The 14,117-nt window shown below is 67.7% G+C and carries 13 protein-coding genes; 9 read left to right on the forward strand and 4 right to left on the reverse strand.

Annotated elements, in window-relative coordinates; all coding sequences use genetic code 11:
• The first annotated feature begins 16 nt into the window (after positions 1 to 16).
• The 3 genes from AC1Z3O_RS03435 (at position 17) to AC1Z3O_RS03445 (ending at position 3,372) form a co-directional block, all read left to right on the forward strand.
• The gene (locus AC1Z3O_RS03435; RefSeq protein WP_483513533.1) at positions 17 to 1,345 is read left to right on the forward strand and encodes an NAD(P)/FAD-dependent oxidoreductase; all 1,329 of its coding nucleotides are present in this window, start codon (positions 17 to 19) and stop codon (positions 1,343 to 1,345) included.
• A gap of 157 nt (positions 1,346 to 1,502) precedes the next feature.
• Positions 1,503 to 2,378 (forward strand): dienelactone hydrolase family protein, encoded by an 876-nt coding sequence (locus AC1Z3O_RS03440; RefSeq protein WP_483513534.1) that lies wholly within the window; start codon positions 1,503 to 1,505, stop codon positions 2,376 to 2,378.
• A 214-nt stretch (positions 2,379 to 2,592) separates the two neighbouring features.
• Positions 2,593 to 3,372 (forward strand): ZIP family metal transporter, encoded by a 780-nt coding sequence (locus tag AC1Z3O_RS03445; protein ID WP_483513536.1) that lies wholly within the window; start codon positions 2,593 to 2,595, stop codon positions 3,370 to 3,372.
• Positions 3,373 to 3,399: 27 nt separating this feature from the next.
• Here the strand turns inward: AC1Z3O_RS03445 and AC1Z3O_RS03450 are convergent, their stop codons facing one another.
• From AC1Z3O_RS03450 to AC1Z3O_RS03460, 3 genes are all read right to left on the reverse strand, one after another.
• Complete coding sequence (locus tag AC1Z3O_RS03450; protein ID WP_483513538.1) at positions 3,400 to 4,257, reverse strand: sulfurtransferase; 858 nt, start codon at positions 4,255 to 4,257, stop codon at positions 3,400 to 3,402.
• Between the two features lie 60 nt (positions 4,258 to 4,317).
• Positions 4,318 to 5,238, reverse strand: coding sequence for a DMT family transporter (locus AC1Z3O_RS03455; RefSeq protein ID WP_483513540.1), 921 nt, complete (start codon positions 5,236 to 5,238; stop codon positions 4,318 to 4,320).
• A 200-nt stretch (positions 5,239 to 5,438) separates the two neighbouring features.
• A complete protein-coding gene (locus tag AC1Z3O_RS03460) occupies positions 5,439 to 6,542 on the reverse strand; it encodes an aromatic ring-hydroxylating oxygenase subunit alpha (RefSeq protein ID WP_483513542.1) in 1,104 nt (367 codons plus the stop codon).
• A gap of 379 nt (positions 6,543 to 6,921) precedes the next feature.
• Here AC1Z3O_RS03460 and AC1Z3O_RS03465 point away from each other — a divergent pair, with 379 nt between their 5' ends.
• The 4 genes from AC1Z3O_RS03465 to folE2 all read left to right on the forward strand — a co-directional run bounded on the left by AC1Z3O_RS03465 (position 6,922) and on the right by folE2 (position 11,144).
• Complete coding sequence (locus AC1Z3O_RS03465; RefSeq protein WP_483513543.1) at positions 6,922 to 7,209, forward strand: exodeoxyribonuclease VII small subunit; 288 nt, start codon at positions 6,922 to 6,924, stop codon at positions 7,207 to 7,209.
• Complete coding sequence (locus AC1Z3O_RS03470; protein ID WP_483513545.1) at positions 7,206 to 8,090, forward strand: polyprenyl synthetase family protein; 885 nt, start codon at positions 7,206 to 7,208, stop codon at positions 8,088 to 8,090. Before AC1Z3O_RS03465 ends, AC1Z3O_RS03470 begins: the two co-directional genes overlap by 4 nt.
• A 43-nt stretch (positions 8,091 to 8,133) precedes the next feature.
• Positions 8,134 to 10,059 (forward strand): 1-deoxy-D-xylulose-5-phosphate synthase, encoded by a 1,926-nt coding sequence (gene dxs / locus AC1Z3O_RS03475; RefSeq protein ID WP_483513546.1) that lies wholly within the window; start codon positions 8,134 to 8,136, stop codon positions 10,057 to 10,059.
• Between the two features lie 269 nt (positions 10,060 to 10,328).
• Complete coding sequence (folE2, locus tag AC1Z3O_RS03480) at positions 10,329 to 11,144, forward strand: GTP cyclohydrolase FolE2 (protein WP_483513548.1); 816 nt, start codon at positions 10,329 to 10,331, stop codon at positions 11,142 to 11,144.
• Positions 11,145 to 11,247: 103 nt separating this feature from the next.
• On the opposite strand, the gene tsaD is transcribed toward folE2, so the two are convergent.
• Positions 11,248 to 12,282 (reverse strand): tRNA (adenosine(37)-N6)-threonylcarbamoyltransferase complex transferase subunit TsaD, encoded by a 1,035-nt coding sequence (tsaD, locus tag AC1Z3O_RS03485; RefSeq protein WP_483513549.1) that lies wholly within the window; start codon positions 12,280 to 12,282, stop codon positions 11,248 to 11,250.
• 128 nt (positions 12,283 to 12,410) lie between these two features.
• Here tsaD and AC1Z3O_RS03490 point away from each other — a divergent pair, with 128 nt between their 5' ends.
• Positions 12,411 to 13,688 (forward strand): BaiN/RdsA family NAD(P)/FAD-dependent oxidoreductase, encoded by a 1,278-nt coding sequence (locus tag AC1Z3O_RS03490; protein WP_483513551.1) that lies wholly within the window; start codon positions 12,411 to 12,413, stop codon positions 13,686 to 13,688.
• A gap of 182 nt (positions 13,689 to 13,870) precedes the next feature.
• Positions 13,871 to 14,083 carry a 30S ribosomal protein S21 gene (rpsU, locus tag AC1Z3O_RS03495; protein WP_006576196.1) on the forward strand — a complete coding sequence of 71 codons (213 nt, stop codon included), beginning with the start codon at positions 13,871 to 13,873 and terminating at the stop codon, positions 14,081 to 14,083.
• Positions 14,084 to 14,117 lie beyond the last annotated feature (34 nt).

Consider the following 14,117-nt stretch of genomic DNA (forward strand, 5'->3'; position numbering starts at 1 on the left):
CAATCTTGGGTAGACCATGGGTACACAGGGAAGCGCGCATCGCATCATCGTGGTGGGGGGCGGGGCCGGCGGACTGGAGCTGGCGACCCGCCTGGGCGACAAGCTGGGCCGCAGGGGCGCGGCGCAAGTGGTGCTGGTGGACCGCTTGCCCACGCATATCTGGAAGCCGCTGCTGCACGAGGTGGCGGCCGGCAGCATGGATCCCAACACCCATCAGCTCGAGTATGCCGCGCAGGCGCTCTGGCACCATTTCGAGTTCCAGCTCGGCGAAATGCTCGGCGTGGACCGCGCCGCCAAGACCATCTCACTGGCGGCCTATACCGACCAGGATGGCGAGGAGGTGCTGCCGGCGCGCACGCTCCCCTACGACACCCTGGTGCTGTCCATCGGCAGCATCACCCATTTCTTCGGCGTGCCCGGCGCGGCGGAGCATGCCATCGCCCTCGATACGGCCGAGCAGGCCGACCGTTTCCGCCGCCGCCTGGTATCGGCCTGCGTGCGCGCGCAGAACGGGCTGGGCCGCGCCGACGCGGACGGCCGCCCGCGCGTGGACATCGCCATCATCGGTGCCGGTGCCACCGGCGTGGAGCTGTCGGCCGAGCTGCGCAATACCGCCCAGGTGCTCAATGCCTACGGCCTGCACCGGCTCGATCCGCGCCGCGACGTGCATATCCGCGTGATCGAAGCCGGCCCGCGCATCCTGCCGGCGCTGTCCGAGCGTGTGTCCACCGAGACCGCCAAGCTGCTGCGCAAGCTCGAGGTCGACATCTTCACCAACGAGCGCGTGACCGAGATCGCCACCGATGCCGTGCATACCGCCAGCGGCAAGCGCATCGACGCCGACCTGACGGTGTGGGCGGCCGGCATCAAGGCGCCGCCCGTGCTGGCCACACTAGGGCTGCCGACCAGCCGGCTCGGCCAGATCCTGGTCAAGCCGACGCTGCAGAGCGAGGGCGACCCCGATATCTTCGCCTTTGGCGATTGCGCGAGCTGCCCCTGGCCGGAGAAGCAAGGCTCGGTGCCGCCGCGCGCGCAGGCCGCCCACCAGCAGGCCACCTTCCTCTATGGCGCGCTGCGCGCCCGCCTGGCGGGACGGCCGCTGCCCGCGTTCGCCTTCAAGGACCTGGGTTCGCTGGTGTCGCTGGGCCATTTCAGCGCGGTGGGCAGCCTGATGGGCGGCTTGATCGGCGGCTCGATGTTTATCGAGGGCGTGATGGCGCGGTTGATGTACACCTCGCTGTACCGCATGCACGTGATGGCCCTGCACGGCGCGCTGCGCATGGGCCTGGACACCGTGACGCACTGGCTGCGCAGCAAGACCCGGCCCCGCGTGAAGCTGCACTGAGAAGCTGCACTGAGGCAAGACGCGCGGCGGGCAGGGCGCCCGGCACGCTGGCCGGCATGTGACGCATGCAACCGGTCCCTGGCATAGAATCGACCGCTGGCGAGTCGGCCGCCGACGCCGCGCCAGCCCTCGATCCCGGAATCCAGGAGACCCAAGCATGCTGAAACCCGAAGTGGAAAGCCTTGTCCCCGGCCAGGCGTTCAGCCGCCGCACCTTCGTCAAGACCGCGCTGGGCTCGGCCTTCGCCGTGGCCGCGCTGCCCGTGACGGCACAGGCGATCAAGACCGACTTCAACGGACTGACCGCGGGCGAGGTGACCATCCCCTCGGCCGGCTTCAATATGCCTGCCTACCGCGCCCAGCCGGAAGGCGGCAAGAATCTCCCGGTGGTCCTGGTGGTCAGCGAGATCTTTGGCGTGCACGAGTACATTGCTGACATCTGCCGCCGCTTCGCCAAGCTGGGCTACCTGGCGATCGCGCCGGAACTGTTCGCGCGGCAGGGCGACCCGTCCAGCTTCGGCACCATCCAGGAACTGATGACCCAGGTGGTTTCCAAGGTGCCCGACGCCCAGGTGATGGGCGACCTGGACGCCGCCGCCGCCTGGGCCATGGCCAATGGCGGCGACCCGAAGCGGCTCGCCATCACTGGATTCTGCTGGGGCGGGCGCATGGCCTGGCTGTACGCCGCGCACAGCAAGCAGCTCAGGGCGGCCGTGGCCTGGTATGGCCAGCTCACGGGCGAACCCACTGCGCTGAAGCCGCGCAACCCTGTCGACCTGGTCAATCAGCTCAACGCGCCGGTGCTGGGCCTGTATGGCGGCAAGGACACCGGCATCACCCATGAACATGTGGAGAAGATGAAGGCGGCGCTGGCGGCTTCATCCAACCCCAACGCGCGTGCCTCGGTCTTCGTCGTCTATCCGGACGCGGGCCACGCCTTTCATGCCGACTATCGGCCGAGCTATCGCGAAGCCGACGCCAAGGATGGCTGGAAGCGCTGCCTGGCGTGGTTCCAGCAGCACGGCGTGGCCTAGCCCCCCGCCTCGCGGCGCGGCGGCCGCGCCGCGAGGATTGCAAAGCCGGTCCCGAAGTCCGTACAATGCGGTTTTTCTCTCTTGCAACAGTGTTGCGTTTCAGCCCGCGTCCCGCCGGCGGCACCGCACATCCTGGCAAGCGTGCCGTTCGCTACGGGAGCCCATCATCGATTCCACCCTTATCAACATCCTGCTGGCCGCCACCATTTCCGGGGTGGGCAGCATCTTCGGCGCGGCGCTGCTGTCCCTGACCGTCGCCTCGCGCGTGGTGGATCGCATGGTGAGCTTCTCGGTCGGGGTGCTGCTGGCCACGGCTTTGCTGCACTCGCTGCCCGAGGCCTTCGAGTCGGGTGCCGATCCGCGCGCGCTGTTCGCGACCTTGCTGGCCGGCCTGCTGGGCTTCTTCCTGCTGGAGAAGATCGCGCTGCTGCGCCACTCGCACCACCACGAGGGCGACGGCCACCATCACCACCACGGACACGACCGCGAGGCCGCCGGCCGCAGCGGCCTGGCCATCCTGGTGGGCGACGGCTTCCACAATTTCGCCGACGGCATTGTGATCGCGGCGGCCTTCCTGGCCAACCCGCACATCGGCCTGGTCACCGCGCTGGCCATCGCGGCGCACGAGATCCCGCAGGAAGTCGGCGACTTTATCGTGCTGCTCAATGCGGGCTTCTCCAAGACGCGTGCTTTCGCCTTCAACCTGCTGTCGAGCGTGTCGGCCATTGCCGGCGGCCTGGTGGGCTATTTCCTGCTGGACCAGTTGAGCAGCTGGATTCCCTACGTGCTGGTGATCGCCTCCAGCAGCTTCGTCTACATCGCGGTCAGCGACCTGATGCCGCAGATGCAGCGCAAGCCGCGCTGGCGCGAGTCGCTGGTGCAGGTGGTGCTGGTGGCAGCGGGCATTGCCGCCATCTACTTCATCACCAACGGCGTGCACCACCACCACGGCCGCGCCGCGCGGGCGGCGCAGGCCGCCGCCGCATTGGGCTGAGCCTCGGGGGAGGCGGTCAGGCGACGGTCAAGCGCCGGTCGCCACCGGGCGCGCCGGATCGGCGCACCATTCGCTCCACGAGCCGGGATAGAGCGCTGCATCGCGCAGGCCGGCCACTTCCAGCGCCAGCAGGTTGTGGCAGGCAGTCACGCCCGAGCCGCATTGCATCACCGCCAGTTCGGGCGGAGTGGTGCCCAGCACCTGGCCGAATTCCGTGCGCAGCGTCGCGGCGGGCTTGAAGCGGCCATCGGACTGCAGGTTGTCCTTGAAGAAGCGGTTGGCCGCGCCGGGGATATGGCCGCCGACCGGGTCCAGCGTCTCGTTCTCGCCGCGGAAGCGGTCGGGCGAGCGGGCGTCCACCACCAGCCAGCTCGGCGCGCGCAGATTGGCCAGCAGCGCGTCGGCGTCGACGGTGCGCACCAGCGCGGGACGGCGGCTGAAATTGCCTTTTGCCTCGGGCTCCGGGGTGGCGCCTTGCTCGGTCGCCAGGGCGTCCGCCATCCACGCATTGGTGCCGCCGTCCAGCACTGCCACGGCCTCATGGCCAAGCCAGCGCAGCAGCCACCAGGCGCGCGCGGCGTACATCCCGCCCTGCGCGTCGTAGGCCACGATCTGGCTGTCGTCATTGAGGCCCAGCGCGCGCAGGCGCGCGGCCAGTGCGTCCGGATCCGGCAACGGATGGCGGCCGTTGCTGCCCGTCTTCGGGCCGGACAGCTCATTGTCGAGGTGCAGGTAGTGGGCACCCGGCAGGTGGGCGCGGTGGTAGGCCTCGCGCCCGGCGGCCGGGTCGGCCAGGTCGAAGGTACAGTCGATCAGCACGCAGTGGCGGCTGTCGTCGGCGAGCAGCGCCTTGAGTTCCTTGCAGGAGATCAGGGTGGTCGGCATGGCGGAACCTGTCAGTTCGTGAGGGATGCGGTGCGCAATGCGCGCCGCGCTGGCCCGATGCTACACCTCGGGATGGACTTCCGCCTCCGCGGATGCCACGGGGGTGTCCGCGCTCGGCGGCTGGTCGCTGGCCGCGCGCGCCCGTGTCAGCGTGGTGGCGATGCCGCTGGCGATGATCAGCGCCATGCCCAGCCAGGACAGCGCGTTGAGGCGGTCCGACCAGATCAGCATGCCCCAGATGCTGGAGAAGACGATGCCCGCGTATTGCAGGTTGGCGGTCAGCAGCGTGTTGCCGCGCTTGTAGGCGCGCGTCATGGCGGTCTGTCCGAGCGTGGCCAGCACGCCGATGGCGAGCAGCAGGCCGGCGCCGTGCCAGGTATGCGGGCTCGGGCCGGTCCACAGCATCCAGGCCAGGCCGACCAGCGCGCCGACCAGCGAGAAGTAGAAGACGATGCGGCCCTCGGGCTCGCCGAGCTGGCCGAGCTGGCGCACTTCCACGTAGGCCAGCGCGGTGAACACGCCGGAGATCAGGCCGATCAGGCCGCCGGTGAGCTGGTCCTTGCCGACCGCGGGCTGCAGCAGGCACAGCACGCCGGCGAAGGACATCAGGATGGCGCCGATCAGCTTGCGGTCGGTGCCGCGCGTGCCGGCCAGCGCCGCACCGGCGCCCAGGATCAGCGCGATCCAGACCGGCGACATGTAGTTCAGCGTCATCGCCGTGGCCAGCGGCAGCATGGTGATGGAGCTGAACCACAGCAGCAGCGAGGTCACGCCGAACAGGCTGCGCTTGATGTGCATCGGCATGTGCGGCGTGCGCACCGACACGCCGCCGGAGGCGAGCACCGCCCACATGATGGCCACGCCGATCACGCTGCGGTAGAAGACGATCTCGCCCGTAGTGTAGAGCTCGGACGCAAGCTTGACGCCCACCCCCATCAGCGAAAACGAGAAGGCGGCGAACAGCATCCAGAGCGATTGCATGGCGAGGCGCGGAGAGGGGAGCGGGCAGCGCGCGGGCAGGGCGTTCTCGGGCTCGTGCCCCACGCCGCGGAATGGATTGCCGGCAGGCGATGCCGGCGCGGGAATTGTAACAGTGCAGTGCGCGCCGCACCAATGCAGAACGGACCGCACAGGCGGTCCGTTCTGCTTTCCGGCAAGGCCAGGATTCTATGCGCTATGCGCTATGCGCTGTAGCGCATGGCGCGGCGATACCACTCATGGAAATGCTGCATGCCGTCTTCCATCGGCGACTGGTAGGGACCGGTCTCGCTGATCCCGCGCTTCATCAGCGCCAGCCGGCCCGCATCCATGCGCTCGGCGATCTCGTCGTCCTCCACGCAGGTTTCCATGTAGGCGGCACGTTCCGCCTCGACGAACTCGCGCTCGAACAGCGCGATTTCCTCGGGGTAGTAGAACTCCACCACATTGCGGGTCTTGTGCGGCCCGAGCGGGTGCAGCGTGGATACCACCAGCACGTGCGGATACCACTCCACCATGATGTTGGGGTAGTAGGTCAGCCAGATCGCGCCGTGCTTGGGCAATACGCCGTTGTTGAAACGCAACACTGCGTCGTGCCACTTGCGATACGTCGGGCTGCCAGGACGCTTGAGGCCGGCGTGCAGGCCGACCGTCTGCACGCTGTGCCATTCGCCGAACTCCCAGGTCAGGTCGTCGCAGGAGACGAAACTGCCCAGGCCCGGGTGGAAGGGCACGACGTGGTAGTCCTCGAGGTAGACCTCGATGAAGGTCTTCCAGTTGTAGTTGCAGTCGTGGATCTCGACGTGGTCGAGCATGTAGCCGTCGAAGTTCAGGTCTTCGGCCACGCCCAGGCGCGCCAGGTCGGCGCGCACGTCGCGCTTGCCCTCGAACAGCAGGCCGTTCCAGTTCTGCAGCGGCGAGCGCTTCAGGTGCAGGCAGGGCTGTTGTTCGAAGTGCGGCGCGCCGAGCAGTTCGCCCTTCAGGTCATAGGTCCAGCGGTGCAGCGGGCAGACGATGTTCTGGGCGTTGCCGCGGCCGTTGAGCATGATGGCCTGGCGGTGGCGGCAGACGTTGGACATCAGTTCGATGCCCTCCTGGTTGCGGACCAGGATACGGCCCTCATCCTCGGCCTTGAGGGCGTGGTAGTCGCCCACTTCCGGCACCATCAGCGCGTGCCCGACGTAGCCGGGGCCCTTGGCAAACAGCAGTTCCAGTTCTTGTTGGTGCAACGCCTCATCAAAGTAGGCGTCGACGGGCAGCTGAGATTCAGCTGGCGCCAGTTTCAGCGCGGTGCTGAGATTGGACATTATCCCCACTCCCAAATGACAGGTGAAAGCAGTGAACAACCCAACCATCGAAACAAAAGATCGATATGGGAAAGACGGCTGGAAGCGGGGCACGCAAGGGCGGTCACCTGGGTGGCCGGCCGTGAAATGTGGCGCTCGCTTTTTTCCGCCGAGCCCGGGATTGTACCCGAGCCAAAAAGTTAAGGGCCTGATTTTTTTGCGTTTTTAGCGAAAAAGTCGACCCGGGTCGTCATGGGGGTGCCGTTCGCGACGCATTCGGAAAGACGACCGGAGCGCACAAGTCACTTTCGGCGGCGGATCGGGGGTTCCGCTGTCGGAAGAGTCGGACAAGTCCTCGCTTTGGCGTAAAATCGCAGCTTCCCCTGTTGCAAGGCCAGACATGCCAAGAGAAAAGACCGCCCCGGTCCAGCCAGACGACACCCCGGCGCCCGTTGCGCCGCCCGCCTCCTACGAGGCGGCCATGGATGAGCTGGAGGCGCTGGTGGCGAGCATGGAAAGCGGCGCGCTGCCGCTCGAGGAGTCGCTGGCGGCCTACCGCCGCGGTGCCGAACTGGTGCGCTACTGCCAGCAGAAGCTGGAGCGCGTCGAGCAGCAGATCAAGGTGCTGGAAGGCGATGTTCTCAAACCCATGACCGAGGCCGGCACACAGGCGGACACAACAGAATGAACGATTTTTCCCAATGGATGCAGGCGCTTGGCGCCCGGACTGAACAAGCGCTTAATACGGCACTTCCATCTGCGGATACAATTCCGCACACCTTGCACGATGCCATGCGGTATGCTGTGCTCGGCGGTGGTAAGCGTGTCCGCCCGCTGCTGGTCCACGCGGCCGGTGAGGTCACCGGTGCCAGCGCTGAGGCCTGCGACGCGGCAGCCTGCGCGGTGGAGATGATCCACGCCTACTCGCTGGTGCACGACGACATGCCCTGCATGGACGACGATGACCTGCGCCGCGGCCGCCCGACCGTACACAAGGCCTATGACGAGGCCACCGCGCTGCTGGTGGGCGATGCCCTGCAGACGCAAGCCTTCGTCGTGCTGGCCGAGACGCCCGCGCTGGAGCCTGCCGCGCGGCTGCGTCTGGTGGGCGAACTGGCGCAGGCCTCCGGCTCCGTCGGCATGTGCGGCGGCCAGGCCATCGACCTGCAGCATGTGGGCCTGGCGATGACGCTGCCCGAGCTGGAAGGCATGCACCGCATGAAGACCGGTGCGCTGCTGCGCGCGAGCGTGCGCATGGGCGCCCTGTGCGGCAGCATCGACGCCGCCGGCCTGGAAGCGCTGGACCGTTACGCTGCGGCGATCGGGCTGGCGTTCCAGGTGGTGGATGACATCCTGGACGTGACCGCGGATACGGCCACGCTGGGCAAGACCGCCGGCAAGGATGCCGCGAACGACAAGCCGACCTATGTCTCGCTGATGGGACTGGAGCCGGCGCGCGAACTGGCCGGCAAGCTGCGCGATACCGCCCACGAGGCGTTGTCGGGCTTTGGCGCGCGAGGCGCACGCTTGGCCGGGTTGGCCGACCTGATCGTGCTGCGCACCCATTGATATGACAAGCCGGACGCAAGAATCTGGCGGCCGAACCAAAACCATGACCTACGCACTGCTCAAGACCATCGACGATCCCGCGGACCTGCGCAAGCTGGACCGGCGCCAGCTGCAAACGCTGGCGGAAGAATTGCGCGCCTACGTGATCGAGTCGGTCTCGCAGACCGGCGGCCACCTCTCGTCCAATCTCGGTACGGTCGAGCTGACCATCGCGCTGCACTACGCCTTCCACACGCCCGACGACCGCATCGTCTGGGACGTCGGCCACCAGAGCTACCCGCACAAGATCCTGACCGGCCGCCGCGACCGCATGAGCACGCTGCGCCAGTGGGGCGGCATCTCCGGCTTCCCGCGCCGCAGCGAGAGCGAGTACGACACCTTCGGCACCGCGCACTCCTCCACCTCGATCTCGGCCGCGCTCGGCATGGCCTTGGGCGCGCGCACGGTCGGCGACAAGCGTGTCTCCATCGCCGTGATCGGCGACGGCGCGATGTCCGCCGGCATGGCCTTCGAGGCCATGAACAATGCCGGTGTCTACAAGGACCTGCCGCTGGTGGTGGTGCTCAACGACAACGACATGTCGATCTCGCCGCCGGTGGGCGCACTGAACAGCCACCTCGCGCGCCTGCTGAGTGGACAGTTCTACGCGGCCACCAAGAAGGGCATCGAGCGCGTGCTGTCGGTGGCGCCGCCGGTGCTGGAATTCGCCAAGCGCTTGGAGGAACACGCCAAGGGCATGGTGGGACCGGCCGCGCTGTTCGAGGAATTCGGCTTCAACTACATCGGCCCGATCGACGGCCATGACCTGAACGCCCTGGTGCCCACGCTGCAGAACATCCGCCGCCGCGCGCTGGAAGGCGCCGGCCCGATCTTCCTGCACGTGGTGACCAAGAAGGGGCAGGGCTACAAGCTGGCCGAAGCCGACCCCATCCTGTACCACGGTCCGGGCAAGTTCGATCCGGCCGAGGGCATCCGTCCCTCCACCAAGCCGGCCCGCAAGACCTATACCCAGGTCTTCGGCGAGTGGCTGTGCGACATGGCCGCGGCAGACAAGCGCTTGGTCGGCATCACGCCCGCCATGCGAGAGGGCTCGGGCATGGTCGAGTTCGAGAAGCGCTTCCCCGACCGCTACTACGACGTGGGCATCGCCGAGCAGCACGCGGTGACCTTCGCCGGCGGCATGGCCTGCGAGGGCATCAAGCCGGTGGTGGCGATCTACTCGACCTTCCTGCAGCGCGGCTACGACCAGCTGATCCACGACGTGGCGCTGCAGAACCTGCCGGTGGTGTTCGCGCTGGACCGCGCCGGCCTGGTCGGCGCCGACGGTGCGACGCATGCGGGCGCCTATGACATCGCCTACCTGCGCTGCATCCCCAACATGATGGTCGCCACGCCGTGCGACGAGAAGGAATGCCGCGAGCTGCTGACGACGGCCTTCCATTTCGACGGCCCGAGCGCGGTGCGCTATCCGCGCGGTTCCGGCCCGGGCGTTGCCACACAGGCGGCGCTCGAGCCGCTGCCGCTGGGCAAGGGCGAGATGCGCCGCGAGGGCGGCGCGCGCAAGGGCCAGCGCGTGGCCTTCCTGGCCTTCGGCTCGATGGTGCAGCCGGCGCTGGGCGCGGCCGAGGCGCTCGATGCCTCCGTGGCCAACATGCGCTTCGTCAAGCCGCTGGACGTGGAACTGGTCAAGTCGCTGGCGCGCGAGCACGACTACCTGGTCACCGTCGAGGAAGGCTGTGTGATGGGTGGCGCGGGCAGCGCGGTGCTCGAGGCGCTGGCCGAGGCCGGCCTGGAAGTGCCGGTGCTGACACTCGGCCTGCCTGACCGTTTCATCGACCATGGCGATCCCGCCTTCCTGCTGTCGCAGTGCGGGCTGGATGCCAAGGGCATCGAAGAGACGGTGCGCCAGCGCTTCGGCCTGGGCCAGGCGGCTGTCGCCCCTGTCGCCGTTGCCACGCGCGCAGCCTGAAGCGCGCGCAGGCGAGGGGTGCCGGCGCGATGCGCCCGCTCGATAGCTTGCATCAATCACCCGCATAGCGCGTGCGGGATTGGGCCTTCCGCCGGCAGCAATGGCGGATTTCCCTTAGAATCCCTTCCGTTCCGTGTTCGCAGTCTGCGGGGTGGCTCAGTCACCCACCCCGTGGTTTCACACTCGTTGCGTGGCATGTTGACTGCGAAAGTGCCACGACCGTAAGAATCACAAAAAGCCAGGCTACGTGGTTCTGGAGGAAACCGGTAATGAATGACATCAATCCCGCCTTTGCGATGCCCGACGTGCAGTCGAGCCGCGATACGCGCCAGATCCCGATCCAACGGGTTGGCGTCAAGGGCGTCCGCTATCCCCTGTCGCTGAAGACCCCCGCCGGGGTGCAGGCCACGGTGGGCACCTTCAATCTCGACGTGCATCTTCCCGCCGACCAGAAGGGCACGCACATGTCGCGCTTCATGGCGCTGCTGGAAGAGGAGCGTGAGGCGATCGACCTGGCCAGCTTCCGCGGCCTGCTCGACAAGATGCTCGAGAAGCTCGAGGCCGATGCCGGCCGCATCGAGGTCACCTTCCCGTACTTCGTCAACAAGACTGCGCCGATTTCCGGCGTGCAGTCGCTGATGGATTACGAAGTGACGCTGCTCGGCGAAGTGCGTGGCGGCGAGACCAAGGTCTTCCTGACGGCCCTGGTGCCGGTGACCAGCCTGTGCCCCTGCTCGAAGAAGATCTCGCAGTATGGCGCGCACAACCAGCGTTCGCACATCACGATGAAGGTGGAGATGGCGGGCGACCTGCCGGTCGAAGCCCTGGTGCGCATGGCCGAGGAAGAGGCCTCGTGCGAACTATGGGGCCTGCTCAAGCGCCCCGATGAAAAGTTCGTCACCGAGCGTGCCTATGAGAATCCGAAGTTCGTCGAGGACCTGGTGCGCGATATCGCCATGCGCCTGAACGCCGACGACCGCATCGTGGCGTATGTGCTGGAGGCCGAGAACTTCGAGTCCATCCACAACCACAGCGCCTACGCCGTGATCGAGCGCGACAAGCGCGTCGAGGATCCGGCGCTGTAACAGGCGGCGGGAGGCGCAGTGACTGCGCCGGCATGAAGAAAGCCACCCTTAGGGTGGCTTTTCTTTTGTCGGTGCGGCGGGGCGGCGCGCGCTGCGCCAGGCCTCAATGCGCGGGCAGGCGGATGTCCGCCAGCTCCCAGCGCGGCGTCACGCCATAGCCGTAGTCGTGCTGCGCCAGCTGCGGCGCGGCCTGCAGCCGCATCGCGCCGGCAAAGGCGATCATCGCGCCGTTGTCCGTGCAGAAGGCCAGGTCCGGGTAATGGACCTCGATCCTGCGTTGCCGGCCCAGCGTGTCCAGCCGCTCGCGCAGCTGGCGGTTGGCGCCCACGCCGCCGGCCACGACCAGGCGGCGGTGCCCGGTCTGCTTCAGCGCCGCCATCGACTTGGCCGCGAGCACGTCGACGAGGGCATCGACGAAGGCGCGCGCCAGGTTGGCGCGGTCCTGTTCGCACACATTGCTGCCGAGCTTGCGGCTTTGCGTCAGCACCGCAGTCTTCAGGCCGGCGAAGGAAAAATCGAGATTGCCCGAATGCAGCATCGGGCGGGGCAGTTCGAAGGCGCCCGGAATACCGAACTCCGCCAGCCGCGAGACTTCCGGTCCGCCCGGATAGCCCAGGCCCAGCAGCTTGGCGGTCTTGTCGAAGGCCTCGCCGGCGGCATCGTCGAGCGTTTCGCCGAGCAGGGCGTAGTCGCCGATGCCGCGTACTTCCATCAGTTGCGTGTGACCGCCCGAGACCAGCAGCGCGACGAAGGGGAAGGGCGGCGGCGCGTCGGTCAGCAGCGGCGACAACAGGTGGCCCTCGAGGTGGTGCACGCCGAGCATCGGCACATTGAGCGCGAAGCCCAGCGCATTGGCCACCGAGGCGCCCACCAGCAGCGCGCCGGCCAGGCCCGGGCCTTGCGTATAGGCGATCGCATCGATGTCCGCGCGCGCGCGGCCGGCCTGGTCCAGCACCTGCTGCAGCAACGGCAGCACGCGGCGGATATGGTCGCGCGAGGCGAGTTCGGGTACCACGCCGCCGTAGTCGCGGTGCATGGCGATCTGCGAGTGCAGGGCGTGCGACAGCAGGCCGGCCTCGGTGTCGTAGAGGGCCAGCCCGGTTTCGTCGCAGGAGGATTCGATGCCGAGGACGAGCATGGGAGAAGCAGAAGATCGATGGCGCCGGCGCCGCCCGGTGTGGGCGGATGGCGAGGCCGCAGGGTAGCACACCGGCGCGCGCCGCGCTTTTCGCTACAATCTGCGCTTCTTTGAGATTTGGGGTTCCGATGGACGCAGCAGGCGCCGCATCGACGGGAACGGCGCGCGGCGCGCGCACGGCAGGCCGCTACGACGTGGCGGTGCTGGGGGCCGGCGCGGCCGGCATGATGTGCGCGGCGGTGGCCGGGCAGGGCGGCGCGCGCGTCGTGCTGATCGACCATGCGACCCGGCTCGCCGAGAAGATCCGCATCTCGGGCGGTGGGCGCTGCAACTTCACCAATCTCCAGGCCGGGCCGGCCAACTATCTGTCGTCTAATCCGCACTTCTGCCGCTCGGCCCTGGCACGCTACACGCCGCAGGATTTCCTTGCGCTGATGCGCCGGCATGGCATCGCCTGGCACGAGAAGCACCGCGGCCAGCTCTTCTGCAACGACAGCGCCGAAGACGTGATCGCCATGCTGCGCGCCGAGTGCGATGCCGGTGGCGTGCACTGGCAGACCGGTTGCACGGTGGCCGAAGTGCGCCGCGAAGGCGATGATTTCCTGCTGCTGACCGCGCAGGGCACGGTGCGCGCGGGAGCGCTGGTGGTGGCCACCGGCGGCCTGTCGATCCCGAAGATCGGCGCCACCGACCTGGGCTACCGCATCGCGCGGCAATTCGGCCTCGGCGTGGTCGAGACGCGCCCGGGCCTGGTGCCGCTGACCTTCGACGGGCAGGCCTGGCAGCCGTTCGTGCCGCTCGCGGGCATTTCCAAGGAGGTGGATATCGCCACGGGTGCGGGCAAGGCGGCCGGCGCCTTCCGCGAGGATCTGCTGTGGACGCACCGCGGGCTCTCCGGCCCCGCCGTGCTGCAGATCTCCAGCTTCTGGCGGCCCGGTACCCCGATCGCGGTCGATCTGTTCGATGGCGAAGATGCGGCCGCCTGGCTGCTCGAGCAGAAGGCGAACAGCCGCAAGCAGCTGGCCAACCTGCTGGCCGAACGCCTTCCCGCGCGCCTGGCCGACGCCTGGTGCGCCGCAGTCGGCCTCGACGGCAGGCAGCACCCGCAGGACATGGCGGATAAGGCGCTGCGCAGGCTGGGCGAGGCGCTCAACGCCTGGCGGCTGGTGCCATCCGGCACCGAGGGCTACCGCAAGGCCGAGGTGACGCTGGGCGGCGTCGATACGCGCGCGCTGTCCTCGTCGACGATGATGGCGCGCGAGGTGGCCAACCTCTATTTCGTCGGCGAAGTGGTTGACGTGACCGGTTGGCTGGGCGGCTACAACTTCCAGTGGGCCTGGGCCTCGGCGGTGGCGGCCGGGCAGGCGCTGGCCGAGGCGGCGCGGCGCGGGCGCGAGGTGGCCTGAAGCGGCATAAAGCGGCGCTGCCGTGCGGGCGGTGAGCGCCGCTAAGCCTTGTTGTGTAAGGGTTACCACGGATTCGAGTGGCGCGAAATTTGTTTACGCGGGCCCGGAAGTCAGGTGCTAAAATCACGCTCTTCATAAAACCGCTAGCCCTGCGCGTTAGCACTCCTCCTCTGACTGGCCAAATGACCACGATCCGCCTCAAAGAAAATGAGCCGTTTGAAGTCGCGATGCGCCGCTTCAAGCGCACCATCGAAAAGAACGGTTTGATCACGGAATTGCGGGCACGCGAGTTTTATGAAAAGCCGACGGCCGAGCGCAAGCGCAAGAAGGCTGCCGCCGTGAAGCGCCACTACAAGCGCATCCGCAGCCAGATGCTGCCGAAGAAGCTGTACTGATCGCGCTTCCAGCGTCAGCATCCAAACCCGCTGC

The sequence above is a fragment of the Cupriavidus sp. 09_S30 genome (assembly GCF_056930435.1).

What these genes read in the sequence shown, in the direction of transcription:
- AC1Z3O_RS03450 (WP_483513538.1), bottom strand. Translation starts at nt 4,257, where the DNA reads ATGCCGACCACCCTGATCTCCTGCAAGGAACTCAAGGCGCTGCTCGCC.
- AC1Z3O_RS03455 (WP_483513540.1), bottom strand. Translation starts at nt 5,238, where the DNA reads ATGCAATCGCTCTGGATGCTGTTCGCCGCCTTCTCGTTTTCGCTGATG.
- AC1Z3O_RS03460 (WP_483513542.1), bottom strand. Translation starts at nt 6,542, where the DNA reads ATGTCCAATCTCAGCACCGCGCTGAAACTGGCGCCAGCTGAATCTCAG.
- tsaD (WP_483513549.1), bottom strand. Translation starts at nt 12,282, where the DNA reads ATGCTCGTCCTCGGCATCGAATCCTCCTGCGACGAAACCGGGCTGGCC.
- dxs (WP_483513546.1), top strand. Translation starts at nt 8,134, where the DNA reads ATGACCTACGCACTGCTCAAGACCATCGACGATCCCGCGGACCTGCGC.
- AC1Z3O_RS03435 (WP_483513533.1), top strand. Translation starts at nt 17, where the DNA reads ATGGGTACACAGGGAAGCGCGCATCGCATCATCGTGGTGGGGGGCGGG.
- AC1Z3O_RS03440 (WP_483513534.1), top strand. Translation starts at nt 1,503, where the DNA reads ATGCTGAAACCCGAAGTGGAAAGCCTTGTCCCCGGCCAGGCGTTCAGC.
- folE2 (WP_483513548.1), top strand. Translation starts at nt 10,329, where the DNA reads ATGAATGACATCAATCCCGCCTTTGCGATGCCCGACGTGCAGTCGAGC.
- AC1Z3O_RS03465 (WP_483513543.1), top strand. Translation starts at nt 6,922, where the DNA reads ATGCCAAGAGAAAAGACCGCCCCGGTCCAGCCAGACGACACCCCGGCG.
- rpsU (WP_006576196.1), top strand. Translation starts at nt 13,871, where the DNA reads ATGACCACGATCCGCCTCAAAGAAAATGAGCCGTTTGAAGTCGCGATG.
- AC1Z3O_RS03470 (WP_483513545.1), top strand. Translation starts at nt 7,206, where the DNA reads ATGAACGATTTTTCCCAATGGATGCAGGCGCTTGGCGCCCGGACTGAA.
- AC1Z3O_RS03490 (WP_483513551.1), top strand. Translation starts at nt 12,411, where the DNA reads ATGGACGCAGCAGGCGCCGCATCGACGGGAACGGCGCGCGGCGCGCGC.